Below are 15,542 nucleotides of genomic sequence, written 5' to 3'. Positions count from 1 at the left end.
ACCCCGCCGGCTCACTGACAGCTATAGCTCGTCGGCGCTTGGTATCCCCGCCGTTCCACGTCGTCCGCAATGGTCTAGATTCCTGGCGGTCACGCTTTGGGCATGGTCAGCGGCCGCGATTCCCTCGTCTGCGCCGCCAGCCTGATCGCCGCATTGGCCGCACCAAAACCGTGATAGTTGCGCCGCTCGACGATCTCGAAGAAGAACCGCTCGTCGAAGGCGTGGGTATAGACCTGGAAGAATTCGCCCTCGCCTTCGCGGTCGTAGAGGATCTGATTGTCGCGCAGCGCCGCCATGGTCGCGGCGTCGAGGCCATATTTGGCTTCGATATCGTCATAGTAATTGTCGGGAATCTTCAGGAAATCGGCGCCCCGCGCGCGCATCGCGGCGACCGAGGCGAAGATATCGCGGCACGAGAACGCGACGTGCTGCACGCCGGAGCCGAAGAATTCGTGGATGAACCGGGCCGACAGTGTGCGGCTCGCCGACGAGCCGTTGAGCACCACGCGCAGGGCATGATTGCCGTTGATCAGCGCCTGGCTCTGCACCAGCCCGACCGGGTCCGCGATCTCCACCTGCGGCAGCCGTTCCAGATCGAGGATGCCGGTATAGAACAACAGCCAGGACAGCATCTCATCATACGGCATCGACTGCGAGATGTGATCGACCGCATCGAGCCTGTCGGCGGACGCATCGCTACGCAGGGATTCGAAATCGAGGCCCCAGTTCTTGCCGGCCTCTTCCAGGAAGTACAGCAGGCTGCCGCCGACGCCGCGGATCGCGGGAATCTCGAGTTCGCCCGGACCGACGGGCTGGTAGAAGGTCAGCGCCTTCAGCGCTTCCGCCCGCGCCATGGTGCTGCCGGCATCATCCACGTCAACGGCGATGGCGCAGACGCCGGGGCCGTGCGTGACAAAGTGCGAATGCGCAAATCCATCAGGCTCGCAATTGATCACGAGATTAATATCGCCTTGCGACCAGCGCTCGACGTCCTTGCTGCGGTGAACACCTGTTTTGCGAAAGCCGAGCGGGCCGAACAGCGCCGCAAGCTCGCGCGCTTTCTCTTCGCTGACGGCGAACTCGATGAAGCCGACCCCGCGGCTGCGCGCCTTCGGCTGCAGCGGCGTTGCCGGCGCCCCCGGAACCGCGCTGCAGACCTGCTCCTCCAGCAAGATCAGCGAGCGCAGCCCGTCGGTCGCGGTGCGGACCGCGGAGCCGGCGCGGAACTGGTCGTTGAAGATTTCCAGCGACAGCGGGCCGGCATAGCCGGTGGCGAGCACGGCTTCGACGAAGCTCTTGACCGGCAGATCGCCCTGCCCCGGGAAGCAACGGAAATGCCGGCTCCAGGACAGGACGTCGAGGCCGAGTTTCGGCGCGTCGGCCAGTTGCACCAGAAAAATCCTGTCGGCCGGGATCGATTGAATCGGCAGCATTGGGAACGACGGCGCCAAGGCATGAAAGCTGTCCAGGATGATGCCGATCGACTTGTGGTCGGCGCGCCGCACGATCTCCCAGGCATCGCGGTAGTCGTTGACGTGAAGACCCCAGGCGAGCGCCTCGTAACCTATGCGCAGGCCGCGCGCGGCGGCCCGCTCACCCAGCTCGTGGAAATCGCCGGCTGCGCGATCGATACCGCCGAGGGAAGCCGGCGAAATGTTGCTGCAGATCAGCATCAGGTCGGTCTGCAACTCCTGCATCAGGTCAAACTTGCGTTCGGCGCGCGCGAAATTGCGGGTGCGCTGCGGCTCCGGCATGCCCTCGAAATCGCGGAACGGCTGGAAGGCGCAGATCGAAAGCCCGAGGTCGCGGCACATCCGGCCGACATCGCGCGGGCTGCCGTTAAACGAGAGCAGATCGTTCTCGAAGATCTCGACGGCAGCGAAGCCGGCGGCGGCGATCGCGCGCAGCTTTTCGTCGAGCGCGCCGCTGAGCGAAACGGTGGCAATCGAGCGCTTGTTCATGCGGCCTGCTCCATGATCCGGCGAGGGGATACACGATTGCCCGTGAGCGCCGCTTCCCGCACGGCTTCCACGACGGCGAGCGTGCCCATGGCGTCCTCGGCGGAAATCAGCGGCGCTTCGCGTCCAGCGATCACGGCGCAAAAATGCCGGAGCTGCTCAACCAGCGGATCGGCCGATGGTACATCCACCCCGGTGCGGGAGAGCGGCGCATACCAGCCGCCCTCGCCCGGATACGACCACAGCTCCATGGTCGGCACCGACAGCGATCCCCTGGTGCCGGCGAAGAGGTAGCAAGGCTGATCCTGCTTCGGATAGGCGGCGTTCTCGCCCGAGGATAGTTCCCAGCTCCACGGCGCCGGCGTCGCATCCGACAGCATCACTGTGCCGGTCGCGCCATCGGCGAATTTCAGCAGCAGGCCCGCGGTGTCCTCGACGGCAAAGCCTCGCACCTTGTTCGAGCTCATCGCCTGAACCTCTGCTATCTCGCCGCAGATGAATCTGAGATTATCGATGTCATGCACCAGGTTGATCAACAGCGGCCCGCCGCCCGGCTCGCGTCGCCATGCGACATCGAAATAATTGTCGGGCTTCTTCAACAGCCAGAGCCCGATAACCGCGGTGAGCTGACCGATCTCGCCGCCGGCGATCTTGTCGCGGATCGCCTTGATCCGAGGATTGTGCCGACGGTGATGGCCGACCAGCACCGGCACGTTCCTGCGCCGCACCGCTTCGCATAGACGCTGCGCGGCGGCGACCGTATCCGTGACCGGCTTCTCGACCAGCGCCGGCACGCCATGCGCAACGCAATCGAGTGCCATCGGCAGATGCAGCGCGTTGGGCGACGCGATGATCATGCCATCAGGCGTCTCCTGCTCCAGCAAGGCGCGATGATCGGCGTACCACGATATCCCCTGGGATTCGGCGAGTGCTTTTGCCTCGGGCGAGGGATCGGCAATGCCAGCCAGCACACAATCGGGCGACGCCGCGATCAGCTCGATGTGCCTGCGGCCGATCAGCCCGGCACCCGCCACGCCGATCCGCATCGCGCCGCTCATGCCGCCGTCTCCGTCATGGCGCCCCCTAGGAACAACTGCCCGATGCGGGGATCGTTCAGCACGCGATCAGCCTTGTCGACGAGCCGGGTCTGGCCGAGCTCGAGCACGATGCCGTAATCGGAAATCTCCAGCGCCGAGCGCGCGTTCTGCTCGATCATCAGGATCGACACGCCGCGGTCACGAAGCTCTTTCAGCATATTGAAGGTCTGCTGCACCATCAGCGGCGAAAGCCCGATCGACGGCTCGTCGATCAGCAGCAGTTGCGGATTAAGCAGGAGCCCGCGGACAATTTCGAGCTGCTTCTGCTCGCCACCCGACAGCGTGGACGCCTGTTGCGTGGCCCTCTTGCGCAGCGCGGGGAATTTATCGAGCGCCGTCTCGATCCTGGCAGGTAGATCGGTGATGTCGCGGCCAGCGACGACGGCGCCGAGCTGGATGTTGTCGCGCACGGACAGCTCGGGGAAGATATTGCGGCCTTGCGGCACGTAGCAGATTCCAGCATTAAGCAGTTCACGCTGGCTCAGCCCGGTGACATCGCGCCCTTTGAATACGATCCTGCCCTCGCGCAGCTTCAACAGGCCGAAGATCGCCTTGAACACCGTGGATTTGCCGGCACCATTCGGACCGATCACCGTCGTGATGGAGCCCGCCGGCACCGAGAAGCTGGTACCGTTGAGGATCGTCATCTTGCCGTAGCCGCCGACGAGACCTTGAACATCCAGAATGACGTCGCTCATGGATCGATCCCTCTAGTGGCCAAGATAGGCTTCGATGACGGCGGGATTGGCGCGGACTTCGGCGGGCGTACCCATCGCGAGCAGCTTGCCTTCCGCCATCACCATCACGCGCGTGCACAGCGACATCACGAATTCCATGTTATGCTCGATCACCACGAAGGTGGCGCGCTTCTCGCGGTTGATCGCCGCCAGCCGTTCCTTGAGATCGCCGAGCATGGTGAGGTTGACGCCGCCGGCGGGCTCATCGAGCAGCACCAGTCGCGGCCCGCCCATGAACGCCATGGCGGCATCAAGCAGCTTTTGCTGGCCATAAGAGAGACCACCCGCGGCTTCGGTCGCGAGATGATCGAGCTTGAAGAAGCCGATCATCTGGTCGGCCGCGGCGCTCAGCCCGGCATCGGAGGGACCGAACAGCCGCGACATCATGTTGCCCTGGTGCTCCTGGCCGGCAAGGATCAGGTTCTCCCGCACCGACAGTTTCGGAAACACCTGCAGGAGCTGGAAGGTGCGGCTGACGCCGAGGCGGTTCAGCTCGGATGGCCGCAGCCCGGTGACGACCTTACCGTCGACCTTCACCTCGCCGTCGGTCGGCGTGAGCTGGCCGAGGATGCAGTTGAACAGCGTGGATTTGCCGCAACCATTCGGGCCGATCAGTCCGAGGATCTCGCCCTCCCGCACATCGAAGCTGACGCCGTCGACGGCCTTGATGCCGCCAAAGCTCTTCTTGATGTTGCTGACTTCGAGGACCGCGGTCATGGCGCCGTCTCCAGCCGGGACTTGGCGACGGCCCGCAGCGCGGAGGCCGCTTTGGTGCGGCGCTCGCTCAGGTAGCGGTCGAGAATGCCGAGGATGCCGGTTGGCGAATAGATCAGCAGCAGCATCACTGCGACGGCATAGAGCATCAGGTAATAGCCTTCCGTGAAGCGCAGCCACTCCGGCAGCAGCACCGCGATCATGGCGCCGAGGAACGGACCGAAGAAGAATCCGGAGCCGCCGACGATCACCATCATCAACAGGTCGAGGGAGAGCGAGAGGTTGAAGGGAACCGGATCGATATATTGCGTCAGCGGCGCGTAGAGCGTGCCGGCGACGCCGCCGAGGGCTGAGCCGATCGCGAACGCCATCAGCGTATAGCGCCGCGTGTCGATGCCGAGCGACAGCGCCCGCACCGGGTTTTCGCGCAGCGCCACAAAGGCGCGGCCCCAGGGCGAGCGGATCAACCACCACATCGCCAGCGAGACGATGCCGAGCGAGCCGAGGCAGAAATAATAGAATGGCAGCGGCCGATTGGTGGCAAAGCCCAGGACATTGGGCCGCGGAATGTTTGATATGCCGTAGATGCCCTTGGTGAGCCAGTCCTCGTTGCGGAACACCAGGAAGGCGAGCGTCGAGAACGCGAGCGTCACGAAGGCAAGGTAGTGATGCTGCACGCGCAGCGCGGGATAGCCGAGGATCCAGCCGATCGCAAAGCACATCACGACCGCAACGCCAAGCGCAGCAATCAGCGGCATGCCCTGCGTGGTCATGATTGCCGCTGCATAGGCGCCGATGCCGACGAACGCGCCCTGCGCCAGCGAGACTTGGCCGGCATAGCCGAGCGTCAAATTGAGCCCCATCGCGGCGATCGTCATCACCGCCCACTGGCTCAGGATATAGAGGCCATAGCGGTTGAAATTCATCGGCGCGATGATCAGCGCGGCAATGACGGCGACGCCGAGCGCGATACGCCAGTATTTTGCGGTGGCGCTCATACCGTGCGCTCCTCGGGCCGGCCGAGCAGCCCCTGCGGACGAAACAGAATGATGATGATCAGCAGTGCGAGCGGCACCGCGGCGCGATACTGCGTCGACACATAGGCCGCCGCGAGATTGTCGACGACGCCGATCAGGAGGCCACCGGCAATGGCGCCGCGCACCTGGTTGAAGCCGCCGACGATCGCGGCGATGAATGCCGCCTGCCCCAGCACCTCGCCGGACGAGAATTTCGCGAGATAAATCGGCGTGATCAGGAGCGAGGCCAACGCCACCAGAAACGCATTGATCAGGAAAGTCAGCAGGATCATCCGCTCGACCGGCACGCCGATGATGCGTGCGACTGTCGGATTCTGTGCGGTTGCCTGCATCTGGTGGCCGATCGACGTGCGATTCAACAGCAGAGTCAGGCCGATCACGACCGCAATCGCGAGCGCGAGCACGCCCAGGCTCTGCAGCGAGACCACACGGCCTAGGATCGAGACGTCACCGGCCGGCACGATGGATGGGAATGGCGAGGCCTCGGCACTGAAGAACTGTTTCACCGCTTCCTTCATGCCGATCGCCAGCGCCATCGTCGCGATCGCCAGCGGCAGCACGCCATGCCGCAGCATCGGGTCGACCAGCAAGAGCTTGAAGCCGAGCCCAAGCAGCAGCAGCGACAGCAGGATACCGAGAATGACGGCAAGCCAGAACGGCGCGCCTGCATGCATCACCGCCAGCATCAGGAAGGCCGGCAGCATCACGAATTCGCCCTGTGCGAAATTGATGGTTTGCGATGTCTGCCACAGCAGCGTGAACCCGACCGCGACGAGGGCGTAGATCGCCCCGGTCGCAAGGCCCGCCACCAGCAGATCAAGCAGGTTGGACATGGTTTTCCCCATAACTCGCGGAGATTGGCTCCGCACATCGAGGCTCAAATTGCATCAGCCGGCTTCGCTCCTTCACCTCTCCCGCTTGCAGGGGAGGTCGCACGCATCGATAGATGCGATGCGGGTGGGGGCTCTCTCCACAGCGGCGGTGCGACTCGCGGCTACACCCCCACCCGCGGCACTCCCCCGCAAGCGGGAGAGGGAGTGCAGCTTGCGTCGTGGCTCGATTTCATCCCGTCACAGCTCAATTCAGCTTCGGCAGCACCTGCTTGACGACCTGCTTGCCCTCGACGATCTCGACCAAAAATCCCTGGCGGTCGATGTCGCCCTTCTCGTCGAAAGTCACATCCATCAGGATGCCCGGCTCGCTCGCGGCCTTGATGGTGAGGCCGTGGAGCGTATCCGCAAACCTTTTGGCGTCGACCTTACCCATCTTCTCGGTGGTAGCCTTGATCATGTAGATCGCGAGATAGCCCTTCAGCCCGTTGTGGTCGGGGACGTAGTTGTATTTCTTGACGAACTTCTCCCTGAACGCCTTGACCAGATCGACCGGCGCATCGGTGGTCAGACCGACATGGCCGCGCGCACCGTTCGCGGCGTCGCCGGCGAGTTCGACGACCTTCTGGCCGACCAGCGTCGTCTCGCCGACCAGCGGCACGGTGATCGCTTGGCGCTTCAGCTCCTTCAGGATGCGCGCGCTTTCTTCCTCGTTGAGGTAGATGAAGACGGCATCGGGCGCCGCGGCCTTGATCTTGGAGACGTCGGCGGCGAAATCGGCCTGGCCTGCTTCCGTGGAGATGTCGGCGGCGATCTTGATATTGTATTTGGCGAATTCCTTGGTGATGACGTCGCGGCCGCCCTTGCCGAAGTCGTTGTTGACCCAAACGATTGCGACCGACTTCGCCTTCAGTTCGTCGTGGATGTATTTGGCGACCTTCGGCATCGAGGATTGCTGGCCGAACGAGGTGCGGAACAGGAACTTGTTGCCGCCCTGCGTCAGTTCGGCGGCCTCGCCGCCCATGATCTGCGCGATGCCGGCTTCCGCGGCGAGCGGCGACGTGACCTTCACCGATCCGGAATAGCCGGGGCCGAGCAGCACGTAGGGTTCATTGTCGAGCGCCTTCTGCACCTGCGCCCGCGCAACGCCGGGATTCGACTGCGAATCCGCATGCGTGACTTCCAGCTTGCGGCCGAGCAAACCGCCCTTGGCATTGATTTCCTCGATCGCAAGGTCGATGCCGTTCTTCCAGTTGTTGCCGACGGTAGCGCCGCCGCCGGACAGTTCGGCGACATCGGCGAGCTTGATCGGCCCGCCTTGCGCAAACGCCGCGCCGGCCGACACCGCTGCAAGCAGGAGTCCAGCGAAAATTCGAGATCTCATTTCCATCCCTCTTCTCTCTTGACTTGAGCGACCTTGTGACCGGCCGCATTGTTTGATTTGAGCACGATCCTGTTGGAAAAGCGGTACCCGCTTTTCCGGATCATGCGCTATGCTGCATTCACTTTAGCGTAGCGCTTGGCCATCACGGCGTCGAATGCATTTCCCATCTCGATCGCCGACGGCTTCAATCCCGTAAACAATTCGAATGCGTCGGCGGCCTGATAGATCGCGAGCTCACGCCCGGTCATGACCTCGGCGCCCTTGGCCTTGGCGGCATTCAACAGCGGCGTCCAAAGCGGCGTGTAGACCGCATCCGCTACCCAGAGGCCCCTGCGCAACAGTGCATCCGGCACCGGCGTGCCGCGGTTCGGCAACATGCCGACCGGCGAGCCGTTGACGACGCCGGTAGCATCGCGCATCGCGTCGTCGACGCTGTTGGCCGCCCTTGCTTCGCCTTGGCCCCTGAGTTGCGCGGCGAGTTGATGGGCCTTGGCGCGATCCGTGTCAAAAATCCTGATCTCGCGCACGCCGGTCTCCGCGAGTGCGAAGGCGATCGCCTTGCCGACGCCGCCTGCGCCGATCACGGCGACACGGCTCTGTGCGGGATCGTGGACAAGCTCGGTGATCGCCCGGGCAAATCCTGTCGTGTCGGTGTTATATCCGATCAGCCGGCCATCCCTGACCAGGACGGTATTGACCGCACCGATCGCGCGCGCCCCCGGCGATAATTCATCGAGCAGGGAAATCACCGCCTCCTTGTATGGGAAGGTGACGTTGACGCCGGCAAAACCGAGCCGGCGCACGCCGTCCAGCAGCAGGCGCAATTCCTCGCGGCCGGCGCCTGCGAATTCGATCAGTTGGTAATGGCAATGCGCGCCGAGCGCTTCAGCGGCCCGCTCATGCATTGCAGGCGACGCCGAATGCGCGATCGGCGCGCCAATCAGGCCGGTGAGGAAGCGGCGGTCGGCCGGAGCAATGGGTCGGGCGGCAGGACTCATGATTTCGTCATCAGGCGCAATGCGCGGTTAGCGGCAGGGGTTGGATCGGGACATGCCCCGATCTCGCGAGACGATAGCGCTTTGCCGACCTAACACAATTACCCATTTATGCCGGATAGATAACATCATGTTATTTCTTGCGCGACCTGGAATCGGGCTTTCGGGGCGCTGTCTTGCCCGGCCCCACGGCGCGCATTTCCGAGCGCAGGCATTCGATAAAATACTCGATGTGAAGCGACAGCGGCGCGCCGCGCTTCACTGCGATGTAAGTGTCGAACCGAGTCGGCTCGACGATTTTAAGCAGCTCAATGCCGGGATAGCCGCCATGGGCGACGGTGAACTGGTCGATCACGGCAATACCGAGGCCGGCCTTGACCAGCGCACACACGGTGGTGCCGAAGCGCGCGCGGATGGTGATGTCGTAGCCGAGTTTGTTGCGCGCAAATATCTCCGCCATGATCCGTCCATAGGGATCGTTGGGATCGATCCCGATCAGGGGATAGCGGATGATCTCCTTGGCCGAGACCTGCTTGCACCCGGCAAGCTCGTGCGCGGCCGGCACGATGCAGTACAATTCGCCCGACGCCAGCGGCAGTAAGTCGAGGCCGGGATGCTCGAGCCGGTAGCTCATGGCGACGCAATCGCCACGGCCGAGCAACAGATAGTCGACCGCTTCCTCGATCTTGAGGATGTTGATGTCGATCCGCAGTTCGGGATAGCGGCGTCGCACGCGCTCGATCGCGCGCGGCACCATCACCTGCGAGATGCTCGGCACCGAGCCGATACGCAATTCGGACAGGTCGCCACGTCCGATCTTGGAGATGATCTCGGAGAGATCATCCATCTTCTCATAGACGCCGTTGATCTGCTCGAAGATGTTGCGCGCTTCAGGCGTCGGGAAATAGCGTCCGTTCTGACGCTGGAAGAAGCGGACGCCGAGCGACTTCTCGGTATACTTCACCAGCCGGCTGATGCCGGGCGCCGACACGTTCAGCAGCCTCGCCGCGCCGCCGATCGTGCCGGTCACCATCACGGCGCGGATCACCTCGACTTGGCGAAGCGTCATCATGTGCGAAGTCTTGCCTGTCGTGCGGCCTCGTTTGCCGTGTCGTTTCGACTACACGTCAAAAAATACCGTCTCTTCGTCGCCCTGCAGATGGATGTCGAAGCGATAGACCGGATTGCCGTTACCCGGCTGCCGCGTCGCGATCAGCGTCGACCGGCGATCGGCCGGCACCAGCGCCAGCACGGGATCCGTCGCGTTGGCAGCCTCGCCGTCGAAATAGATCCGCGAGTACAGGTGCAGCAGCATGCCGCGCGCATAGACCGCGAGGAGGATATGCGGCGCCTGTGGCTTGCCGTCGGGATCGGGCACAACGCCCGGCTTGATGGTGTCGAAGGCATACGCTCCCTTCGCATCGGTGCCGATACGACCGAAGCCCTTGAAGCTGGAGTTCGGCAGCGCTCGCTTGTCCTGCGGGTCGGAAAAGCGGCCCTGCGCGTCCGCCTGCCAGATCTCCAGCATGCAATCGACGACCGGCGCGCCGTCGCCATCAAACACCGTGCCCTCGACGCGAATGCGCTCGCCCGAGGTGTCCGGCGTCACCAGATTGTTGTTGAACGCATCGTTCCAGTCGTATTTGCCGTTCGGGGTCAGGCCATAGGCGAAATAGGGACCGACGGTCTGCGACGGGGTGATGCCGTCCGGCTTGGTCTGTGGCACTTAACTGTTCTCCATCGGCGTGGCGTTGCGCCCGCGCAGCACAATATTGAAGCGGTAGCACAGCGCCCAATCCGGCTTGGTGTTCTCCAGATCGAATGACGAGATCATCCGGTTGCGCGCCTTCTCGTCGGTGACCGAGTTGAAGATCGGATCGAACAGGAATAGCGGATCGCCCGGGAAATACATCTGGGTCACCAGGCGCGAGACGAAGGCGTGGCCGAACACCGAGAAGTGGATGTGCGCGGGACGCCAGGCATTGTGGTGATTGCCCCAAGGGTAAGCCCCGGGCTTGATGGTGACGAAGCGGTAATAGCCTTGCGCATCGGTTTGTGCGCGGCCGGCGCCGGTGAAATTCGGATCGAGCGGCGCGGGATGCTGGTCCACGACGTGGACATAGCGGCCGCAGGAATTGGCCTGCCACAGCTCGACCAGCGCGTTCGGCACGCCGCGGCCATCCTCATCGAGCACATGGCCGTGCACGATGATGCGCTCGCCAATCGGCTCGCCCTTGCCGTGGATGGTGAGGTCGTGATCGCCTTCGCGCACCGTCTCGTGGCCATAGACCGGCCCGGTCAGTTCCGACAGCGTGTGCCGCATCGGAATCAGCGGCTTGGTGGGCGAGCGCTTGACCGTGCTCTTGTAGGCGGGAGACAGCCGCGGCGGATGCGCCGCGAGACTTTGCACTGGATAGACCAATGTCATGACGAATTCCTCCTCGCATCGCGCAATCAGCGCAAAATCGTTTTACGATTTCGTCGCCAGTGGCGCCGCCAGATCATTATATGACATAACTAATTTGGGAAAGCGTTGTTTTTCGCTCTCCCAAATAGCTGTCTTAATTGACCTTTTCGATGGCGACCGCCACGCCCTGACCGACGCCGACGCACATGGTTGCCAAGGCAAGCTTCCCGCCCCGCTTCTCCATGCCGTGCACCGCCGTCAGCGCCAGCCGCGCGCCGCTCATGCCGAGCGGATGGCCGAGTGCGATGGCGCCGCCATGCGGATTGACGAAGTCCGCATCGTCCTTGACGCCCAGTTGCCGCAGGCAAGCTATGCCCTGCGAAGCGAAGGCTTCATTGAGCTCGATCAAATCGAAATCAGAGATCTTGATGCTGAGCCGCTCCATCAGCTTCTTGGTCGCCGGCACCGGGCCGATGCCCATGATGCGCGGCGGCACCGCGGCCGAGGCTAGCCCAAGGATGCGCGCCCGCGGCGTCAGCCCGTGCTTCTTCACGGCAGCTTCGGAAGCGAGGATCATTGCGGCCGCGCCATCATTGACGCCGGATGCGTTGCCCGCCGTCACCGTGCCTGGATTGCGGACGATCGGCTTCAATTTCGCGAGGCCCTCCAGCGTGGTCTCGGGACGAGGATGTTCGTCCTTGTCGACAGTGATGGGACCGCCCTTGCCGCCCGGCACCTGGATCGGCGTGATTTCCTCGGCGAAATAGCCGGAAGCGATCGCCGCGCCCGCGCGCTGCTGCGAGCGGATCGCCATCGCATCCTGGTCGGCGCGCGAGACCTGGAATTCCTCGGCGACGTTCTCGCCGGTCTCCGGCATCGCATCGACGCCATACTGCGCCTTCAGCAGAGGATTGATGAAGCGCCAGCCGATGGTGGTGTCATAGATCTCGGCCGAGCGGGCAAACGCTTCCGGCGCCTTGCCCATCACGAACGGCGCGCGGGTCATCGATTCGACGCCGCCGGCAATCGCAAAATCGATCTCGCCGGCGCGGATCGCCCGGCCCGCGGCGCCGACCGCATCGAGGCCGGAGGCGCACAGGCGGTTCAGCGTCTGGCCGGGAACCGATTCGGGCATGCCCGCCAGCAACAGCGCCATCCGCGCCACGTTGCGGTTGTCCTCGCCGGCCTGGTTGGCGCAGCCGAAAAAAACCTCATCGACCTGCGACCAGTCGAGATTGGGATGCTTCGCCATCAGTGCCTTGATCGGGGCGGCGGCCAGATCGTCGGCGCGCACTTTGGCGAGCGAGCCGCCGAAACGGCCGATCGGGGTCCGGACGGCATCGCAAATGAATACATCACGCATAGAATCTCTCCCTGAATGCCGTGCTTTAGGCGTTGACCCGGATTTGATGGCGAGTTTTAGGAGCGCGCCCGCGGCAGGTCAATTGAGGCAGCGTTCCCCTGCGGTGCTTTCGCGGAGGGCCGTCATGCTCCGGGCGTATGATCGGCTGAGCGCCGCCGGGCGTGGAAAACTCTGACAACGCAGGTATGGGAATAGGACCGGGCGGCGAAATTTTGTAGTTTGCCGCCCGCATGACCATCCAGCAATCCATCCCCTCCCCCGCAGCTCCCGAGGCCCCGCCGGCGACCGACGCGCCTTCGCGCATCACGCCGATGATGGAACAATACCTCGAGATCAAGGCGGCCCATCCCGGGCTCCTGCTGTTCTACCGGATGGGCGATTTCTACGAGCTGTTCTTCGAGGACGCCGAGATCGCCTCGAAAGCGCTCGGCATCGTGCTGACCAAGCGCGGCAAGCATCAAGGTATTGATATCCCGATGTGCGGCGTGCCGGTGGAGCGCTCCGAGGACTATCTGCACCGCCTGATCAATGCCGGCCACCGCGTTGCGGTGTGCGAGCAGACCGAGGATCCGGCCGCGGCGCGGGCCCGCGGCAACAAGAGCGTGGTCCGGCGCGGCGTGGTGCGGCTGGTGACGCCGGGCACGCTGACCGAGGATACGCTGCTCGATGCCCGCACCAACAACTACCTCCTGGCAATCGCGCGCGCCCGCGCCTCCGCCGGTGGTGACCGCATCGGGCTCGCCTGGATCGATATCTCCACGTCCGAATTCATGGTCACGGAATGCTCGACCGCGGAACTCGCGGCGACGCTGGCGCGGATCAACCCGAACGAGGCGATCGTCACCGACGCGCTTTATGGCGATGCTGACCTTGGGCCGCTGTTGCGCGAACTACCTTCGGTCACGCCGCTGACCCGCGACGTCTTCGACAGCGGCACCGCCGAGCGACGACTGTGCGACTATTTCGCGGTCGCCACCATGGATGGCCTTGCCGCGATGTCGCGGCTGGAGGCGACTGCGGCCGCCGCCGCCGTCACCTATATCGACCGCACCCAGGTCGGCAAACGTCCGCCGCTGTCGCCGCCCTCGCGCGAGGCCGCCGGCACCACGATGGCGATCGATCCCGCCACCCGCGCCAATCTCGAACTGACCCGGACGCTCGCCGGCGAGCGGCGCGGATCGCTGCTTGACGCGATCGATTGCACCATCACTGCCGCCGGCTCGCGGCTCCTGGCGCAGCGGCTCGCCGCTCCACTCATCGACAGCGCGGCCATCGCTAGGCGGCTGGATGCGATTGCGACATTCGTTGCCGACAGCGCCGCGCGCGACGATATCCGAACCACGCTGCGCGCCGCTCCTGACATGTCGCGCGCGCTCGCGCGGCTATCGGTCGGACGCGGCGGCCCCCGTGATCTTGCCGCCTTGCGCGACGGCATCCTCGCGGCAGGCCAGGCGCTGGCGCGCCTCGCGCAGCTCGAAGCCGCACCATCCGAAATCATTGCCGTGATGGACGCGCTGCGCCGCCCCTCGCGCGATCTCGCGCGCGAATTTGAACGCGCACTCGGCGATCAACTGCCGCTGATCAAGCGCGACGGCGGCTTCATCCGCGAGGGCTATGAGGCCGCGCTCGACGAGAGCCGTAACCTGCGTGACGCCTCCCGTCTCGTCGTTGCCGCGATGCAGGCACGCTACGCCGAGGACACCGGCATCAAGGCGCTCAAGATTCGTCACAACAACGTGCTCGGCTATTTCGTCGAGGTCACGGCGCAGCATGGCGACAAGCTGATGGCGCCGCCGCTGAACGCGACCTTCATCCATCGCCAGACCCTGGCGGGCCAGGTTCGCTTCACGACGGCCGAGCTCGGCGAGACCGAGGCCAAGATCGCCAATGCCGGCGACCGCGCGCTCAATCTGGAGCTGGAAATCTTCGACCGGCTCTGCGCCATGGCGCTTGCCGCCAGTGACGACCTGCGCGCCGCAGCGCATGCGTTTGCGATGCTGGATGTCGCGACCGCGCTGGCAAAGCTTGCGGTCGACGACAATTACGTGCGGCCCGAGGTCGACGGCTCGCTCGGCTTCGCGGTCGAAGGCGGCCGGCATCCCGTGGTCGAACAGGCATTGAGGCGCGACGGCCAGCCATTCATCGCCAATGCCTGCGACCTGTCGCCGGGACCGGCGCAGAAGTCCGGCCAGATCTGGCTGATCACCGGCCCGAACATGGCGGGCAAATCGACTTTCCTGCGGCAGAACGCGCTGATCGCGCTGATGGCGCAGATCGGCTCCTACGTGCCGGCGTCACGTGCGCGGATCGGCGTCGTCGACCGGCTGTTCTCGCGCGTCGGCGCCGCCGACGACCTCGCGCGCGGACGTTCGACCTTCATGGTCGAGATGGTCGAGACCGCCGTGATCCTCAACCAGGCCAGCGCGCGCTCGCTGGTTATTCTCGACGAAATCGGCCGTGGCACCGCGACCTTCGATGGCCTGTCGATCGCATGGGCTGCGATCGAGCATCTGCACGAAGCCAACCGCTGCCGCGCGCTGTTCGCCACGCACTATCATGAGCTGACCGCGCTTTCGGCCAAGCTGCCGCGGATGTTCAACGCTACCGTGCGCGTGAAGGAGTGGCAGGGCGACGTTGTGTTCCTGCACGAGGTGCTTCCCGGCTCGGCTGATCGTTCCTACGGCATCCAGGTCGCCAAGCTCGCAGGGCTTCCACCGGCGGTGATCGCGCGCGCCAAGTCGGTGCTTGCAAAGCTCGAGGCGCAGGATCGCGGCCAGACCGCCCGTGCCCTCGTCGACGATCTGCCGCTGTTCGCCGTCCCCTCCCGCGCCGCCGTGGAAGCTGCGCCGCCGAGCGAAGCGGAGCAATTGATGGAAGCGGTGAAGGCGCTACATCCCGACGAGATGTCGCCGCGCGAGGCGCTGGAGGCGTTGTATGCGCTGAAGGCGAAGCTTCCCAAGGGGTGAGACTCTCGCCCCGTCATTGTGAGCGCAGCGAAGCAATCCACCTATCCGCATGCG

General features: G+C 64.3%; 13 protein-coding genes. 1 reads left to right on the top strand and 12 read right to left on the bottom strand.

From position 1 onward, the window contains the following. Positions 1–89: 89 nt before the first annotated feature. From HCN50_RS09055 to pcaF, 12 genes are all read right to left on the bottom strand, one after another. Positions 90–1,961 (bottom strand): bifunctional sugar phosphate isomerase/epimerase/4-hydroxyphenylpyruvate dioxygenase family protein, encoded by a 1,872-nt coding sequence (locus HCN50_RS09055; protein ID WP_171709304.1) that lies wholly within the window; start codon positions 1,959–1,961, stop codon positions 90–92. Beyond that, positions 1,958–3,016 carry a Gfo/Idh/MocA family protein gene (locus HCN50_RS09050; protein WP_171709303.1) on the bottom strand — a complete coding sequence of 353 codons (1,059 nt, stop codon included), beginning with the start codon at positions 3,014–3,016 and terminating at the stop codon, positions 1,958–1,960. The genes HCN50_RS09055 and HCN50_RS09050 overlap by 4 nt, the downstream gene beginning before the upstream one ends. Continuing rightward, a complete protein-coding gene (locus HCN50_RS09045) occupies positions 3,013–3,753 on the bottom strand; it encodes an ABC transporter ATP-binding protein (protein WP_171709302.1) in 741 nt (246 codons plus the stop codon). The genes HCN50_RS09050 and HCN50_RS09045 overlap by 4 nt, the downstream gene beginning before the upstream one ends. 12 nt (positions 3,754–3,765) lie before the next feature. Next, on the bottom strand, positions 3,766–4,509 hold the full coding sequence (locus tag HCN50_RS09040; protein WP_171709301.1) for an ABC transporter ATP-binding protein: 744 nt from the start codon (positions 4,507–4,509) through the stop codon (positions 3,766–3,768). Then, positions 4,506–5,504, bottom strand: a complete 999-nt coding sequence (locus tag HCN50_RS09035; protein ID WP_171709300.1) for a branched-chain amino acid ABC transporter permease — start codon at positions 5,502–5,504, stop codon at positions 4,506–4,508. Before HCN50_RS09035 ends, HCN50_RS09040 begins: the two co-directional genes overlap by 4 nt. Beyond that, positions 5,501–6,376: a branched-chain amino acid ABC transporter permease gene (locus tag HCN50_RS09030; RefSeq protein WP_171709299.1), complete on the bottom strand. Its 876-nt coding sequence runs from the start codon at positions 6,374–6,376 to the stop codon at positions 5,501–5,503. Before HCN50_RS09030 ends, HCN50_RS09035 begins: the two co-directional genes overlap by 4 nt. Positions 6,377–6,620: 244 nt before the next feature. After that, a complete protein-coding gene (locus tag HCN50_RS09025; RefSeq protein WP_171709298.1) occupies positions 6,621–7,757 on the bottom strand; it encodes an ABC transporter substrate-binding protein in 1,137 nt (378 codons plus the stop codon). 107 nt (positions 7,758–7,864) lie between these two features. Next, the gene (locus HCN50_RS09020) at positions 7,865–8,755 is read right to left on the bottom strand and encodes a shikimate dehydrogenase (RefSeq protein WP_171709297.1); all 891 of its coding nucleotides are present in this window, start codon (positions 8,753–8,755) and stop codon (positions 7,865–7,867) included. Between the two features lie 130 nt (positions 8,756–8,885). After that, entirely contained in the window at positions 8,886–9,824 is a 939-nt protein-coding gene (locus HCN50_RS09015) for a LysR family transcriptional regulator (RefSeq protein ID WP_171709296.1), read from the bottom strand. 48 nt (positions 9,825–9,872) lie between these two features. Next, positions 9,873–10,478 carry a protocatechuate 3,4-dioxygenase subunit alpha gene (gene pcaG / locus HCN50_RS09010; protein WP_171709295.1) on the bottom strand — a complete coding sequence of 202 codons (606 nt, stop codon included), beginning with the start codon at positions 10,476–10,478 and terminating at the stop codon, positions 9,873–9,875. After that, on the bottom strand, positions 10,479–11,180 hold the full coding sequence (gene pcaH, locus HCN50_RS09005; protein WP_171709294.1) for a protocatechuate 3,4-dioxygenase subunit beta: 702 nt from the start codon (positions 11,178–11,180) through the stop codon (positions 10,479–10,481). It abuts the gene before it with no gap. Positions 11,181–11,313: 133 nt separating this feature from the next. Next, entirely contained in the window at positions 11,314–12,522 is a 1,209-nt protein-coding gene (gene pcaF / locus HCN50_RS09000) for a 3-oxoadipyl-CoA thiolase (RefSeq protein ID WP_171709293.1), read from the bottom strand. A gap of 230 nt (positions 12,523–12,752) precedes the next feature. On the opposite strand from pcaF, the gene mutS reads away from it, so the two are divergent. Beyond that, positions 12,753–15,488, top strand: a complete 2,736-nt coding sequence (gene mutS, locus HCN50_RS08995) for a DNA mismatch repair protein MutS (protein ID WP_171709292.1) — start codon at positions 12,753–12,755, stop codon at positions 15,486–15,488. The last annotated feature ends 54 nt before the right edge of the window (positions 15,489–15,542 follow it).

Source organism: Bradyrhizobium archetypum, assembly GCF_013114835.1.
GTDB classification, from domain to species: Bacteria; Pseudomonadota; Alphaproteobacteria; order Rhizobiales; family Xanthobacteraceae; genus Bradyrhizobium; species Bradyrhizobium archetypum.
This window is presented reverse-complemented; position numbering and strand designations above follow the sequence as displayed.

Excerpts from the sequence above, each read along its gene's own strand:
- HCN50_RS09055 (WP_171709304.1), bottom strand. The coding sequence starts at position 1,961 with ATGAACAAGCGCTCGATTGCCACCGTTTCGCTCAGCGGCGCGCTCGAC.
- HCN50_RS09020 (WP_171709297.1), bottom strand. The coding sequence starts at position 8,755 with ATGAGTCCTGCCGCCCGACCCATTGCTCCGGCCGACCGCCGCTTCCTC.
- pcaF (WP_171709293.1), bottom strand. The coding sequence starts at position 12,522 with ATGCGTGATGTATTCATTTGCGATGCCGTCCGGACCCCGATCGGCCGT.
- pcaH (WP_171709294.1), bottom strand. The coding sequence starts at position 11,180 with ATGACATTGGTCTATCCAGTGCAAAGTCTCGCGGCGCATCCGCCGCGG.
- HCN50_RS09040 (WP_171709301.1), bottom strand. The coding sequence starts at position 4,509 with ATGACCGCGGTCCTCGAAGTCAGCAACATCAAGAAGAGCTTTGGCGGC.
- HCN50_RS09050 (WP_171709303.1), bottom strand. The coding sequence starts at position 3,016 with ATGAGCGGCGCGATGCGGATCGGCGTGGCGGGTGCCGGGCTGATCGGC.
- HCN50_RS09045 (WP_171709302.1), bottom strand. The coding sequence starts at position 3,753 with ATGAGCGACGTCATTCTGGATGTTCAAGGTCTCGTCGGCGGCTACGGC.
- HCN50_RS09025 (WP_171709298.1), bottom strand. The coding sequence starts at position 7,757 with ATGAGATCTCGAATTTTCGCTGGACTCCTGCTTGCAGCGGTGTCGGCC.
- HCN50_RS09030 (WP_171709299.1), bottom strand. The coding sequence starts at position 6,376 with ATGTCCAACCTGCTTGATCTGCTGGTGGCGGGCCTTGCGACCGGGGCG.
- HCN50_RS09015 (WP_171709296.1), bottom strand. The coding sequence starts at position 9,824 with ATGATGACGCTTCGCCAAGTCGAGGTGATCCGCGCCGTGATGGTGACC.
- HCN50_RS09035 (WP_171709300.1), bottom strand. The coding sequence starts at position 5,504 with ATGAGCGCCACCGCAAAATACTGGCGTATCGCGCTCGGCGTCGCCGTC.
- mutS (WP_171709292.1), top strand. The coding sequence starts at position 12,753 with ATGACCATCCAGCAATCCATCCCCTCCCCCGCAGCTCCCGAGGCCCCG.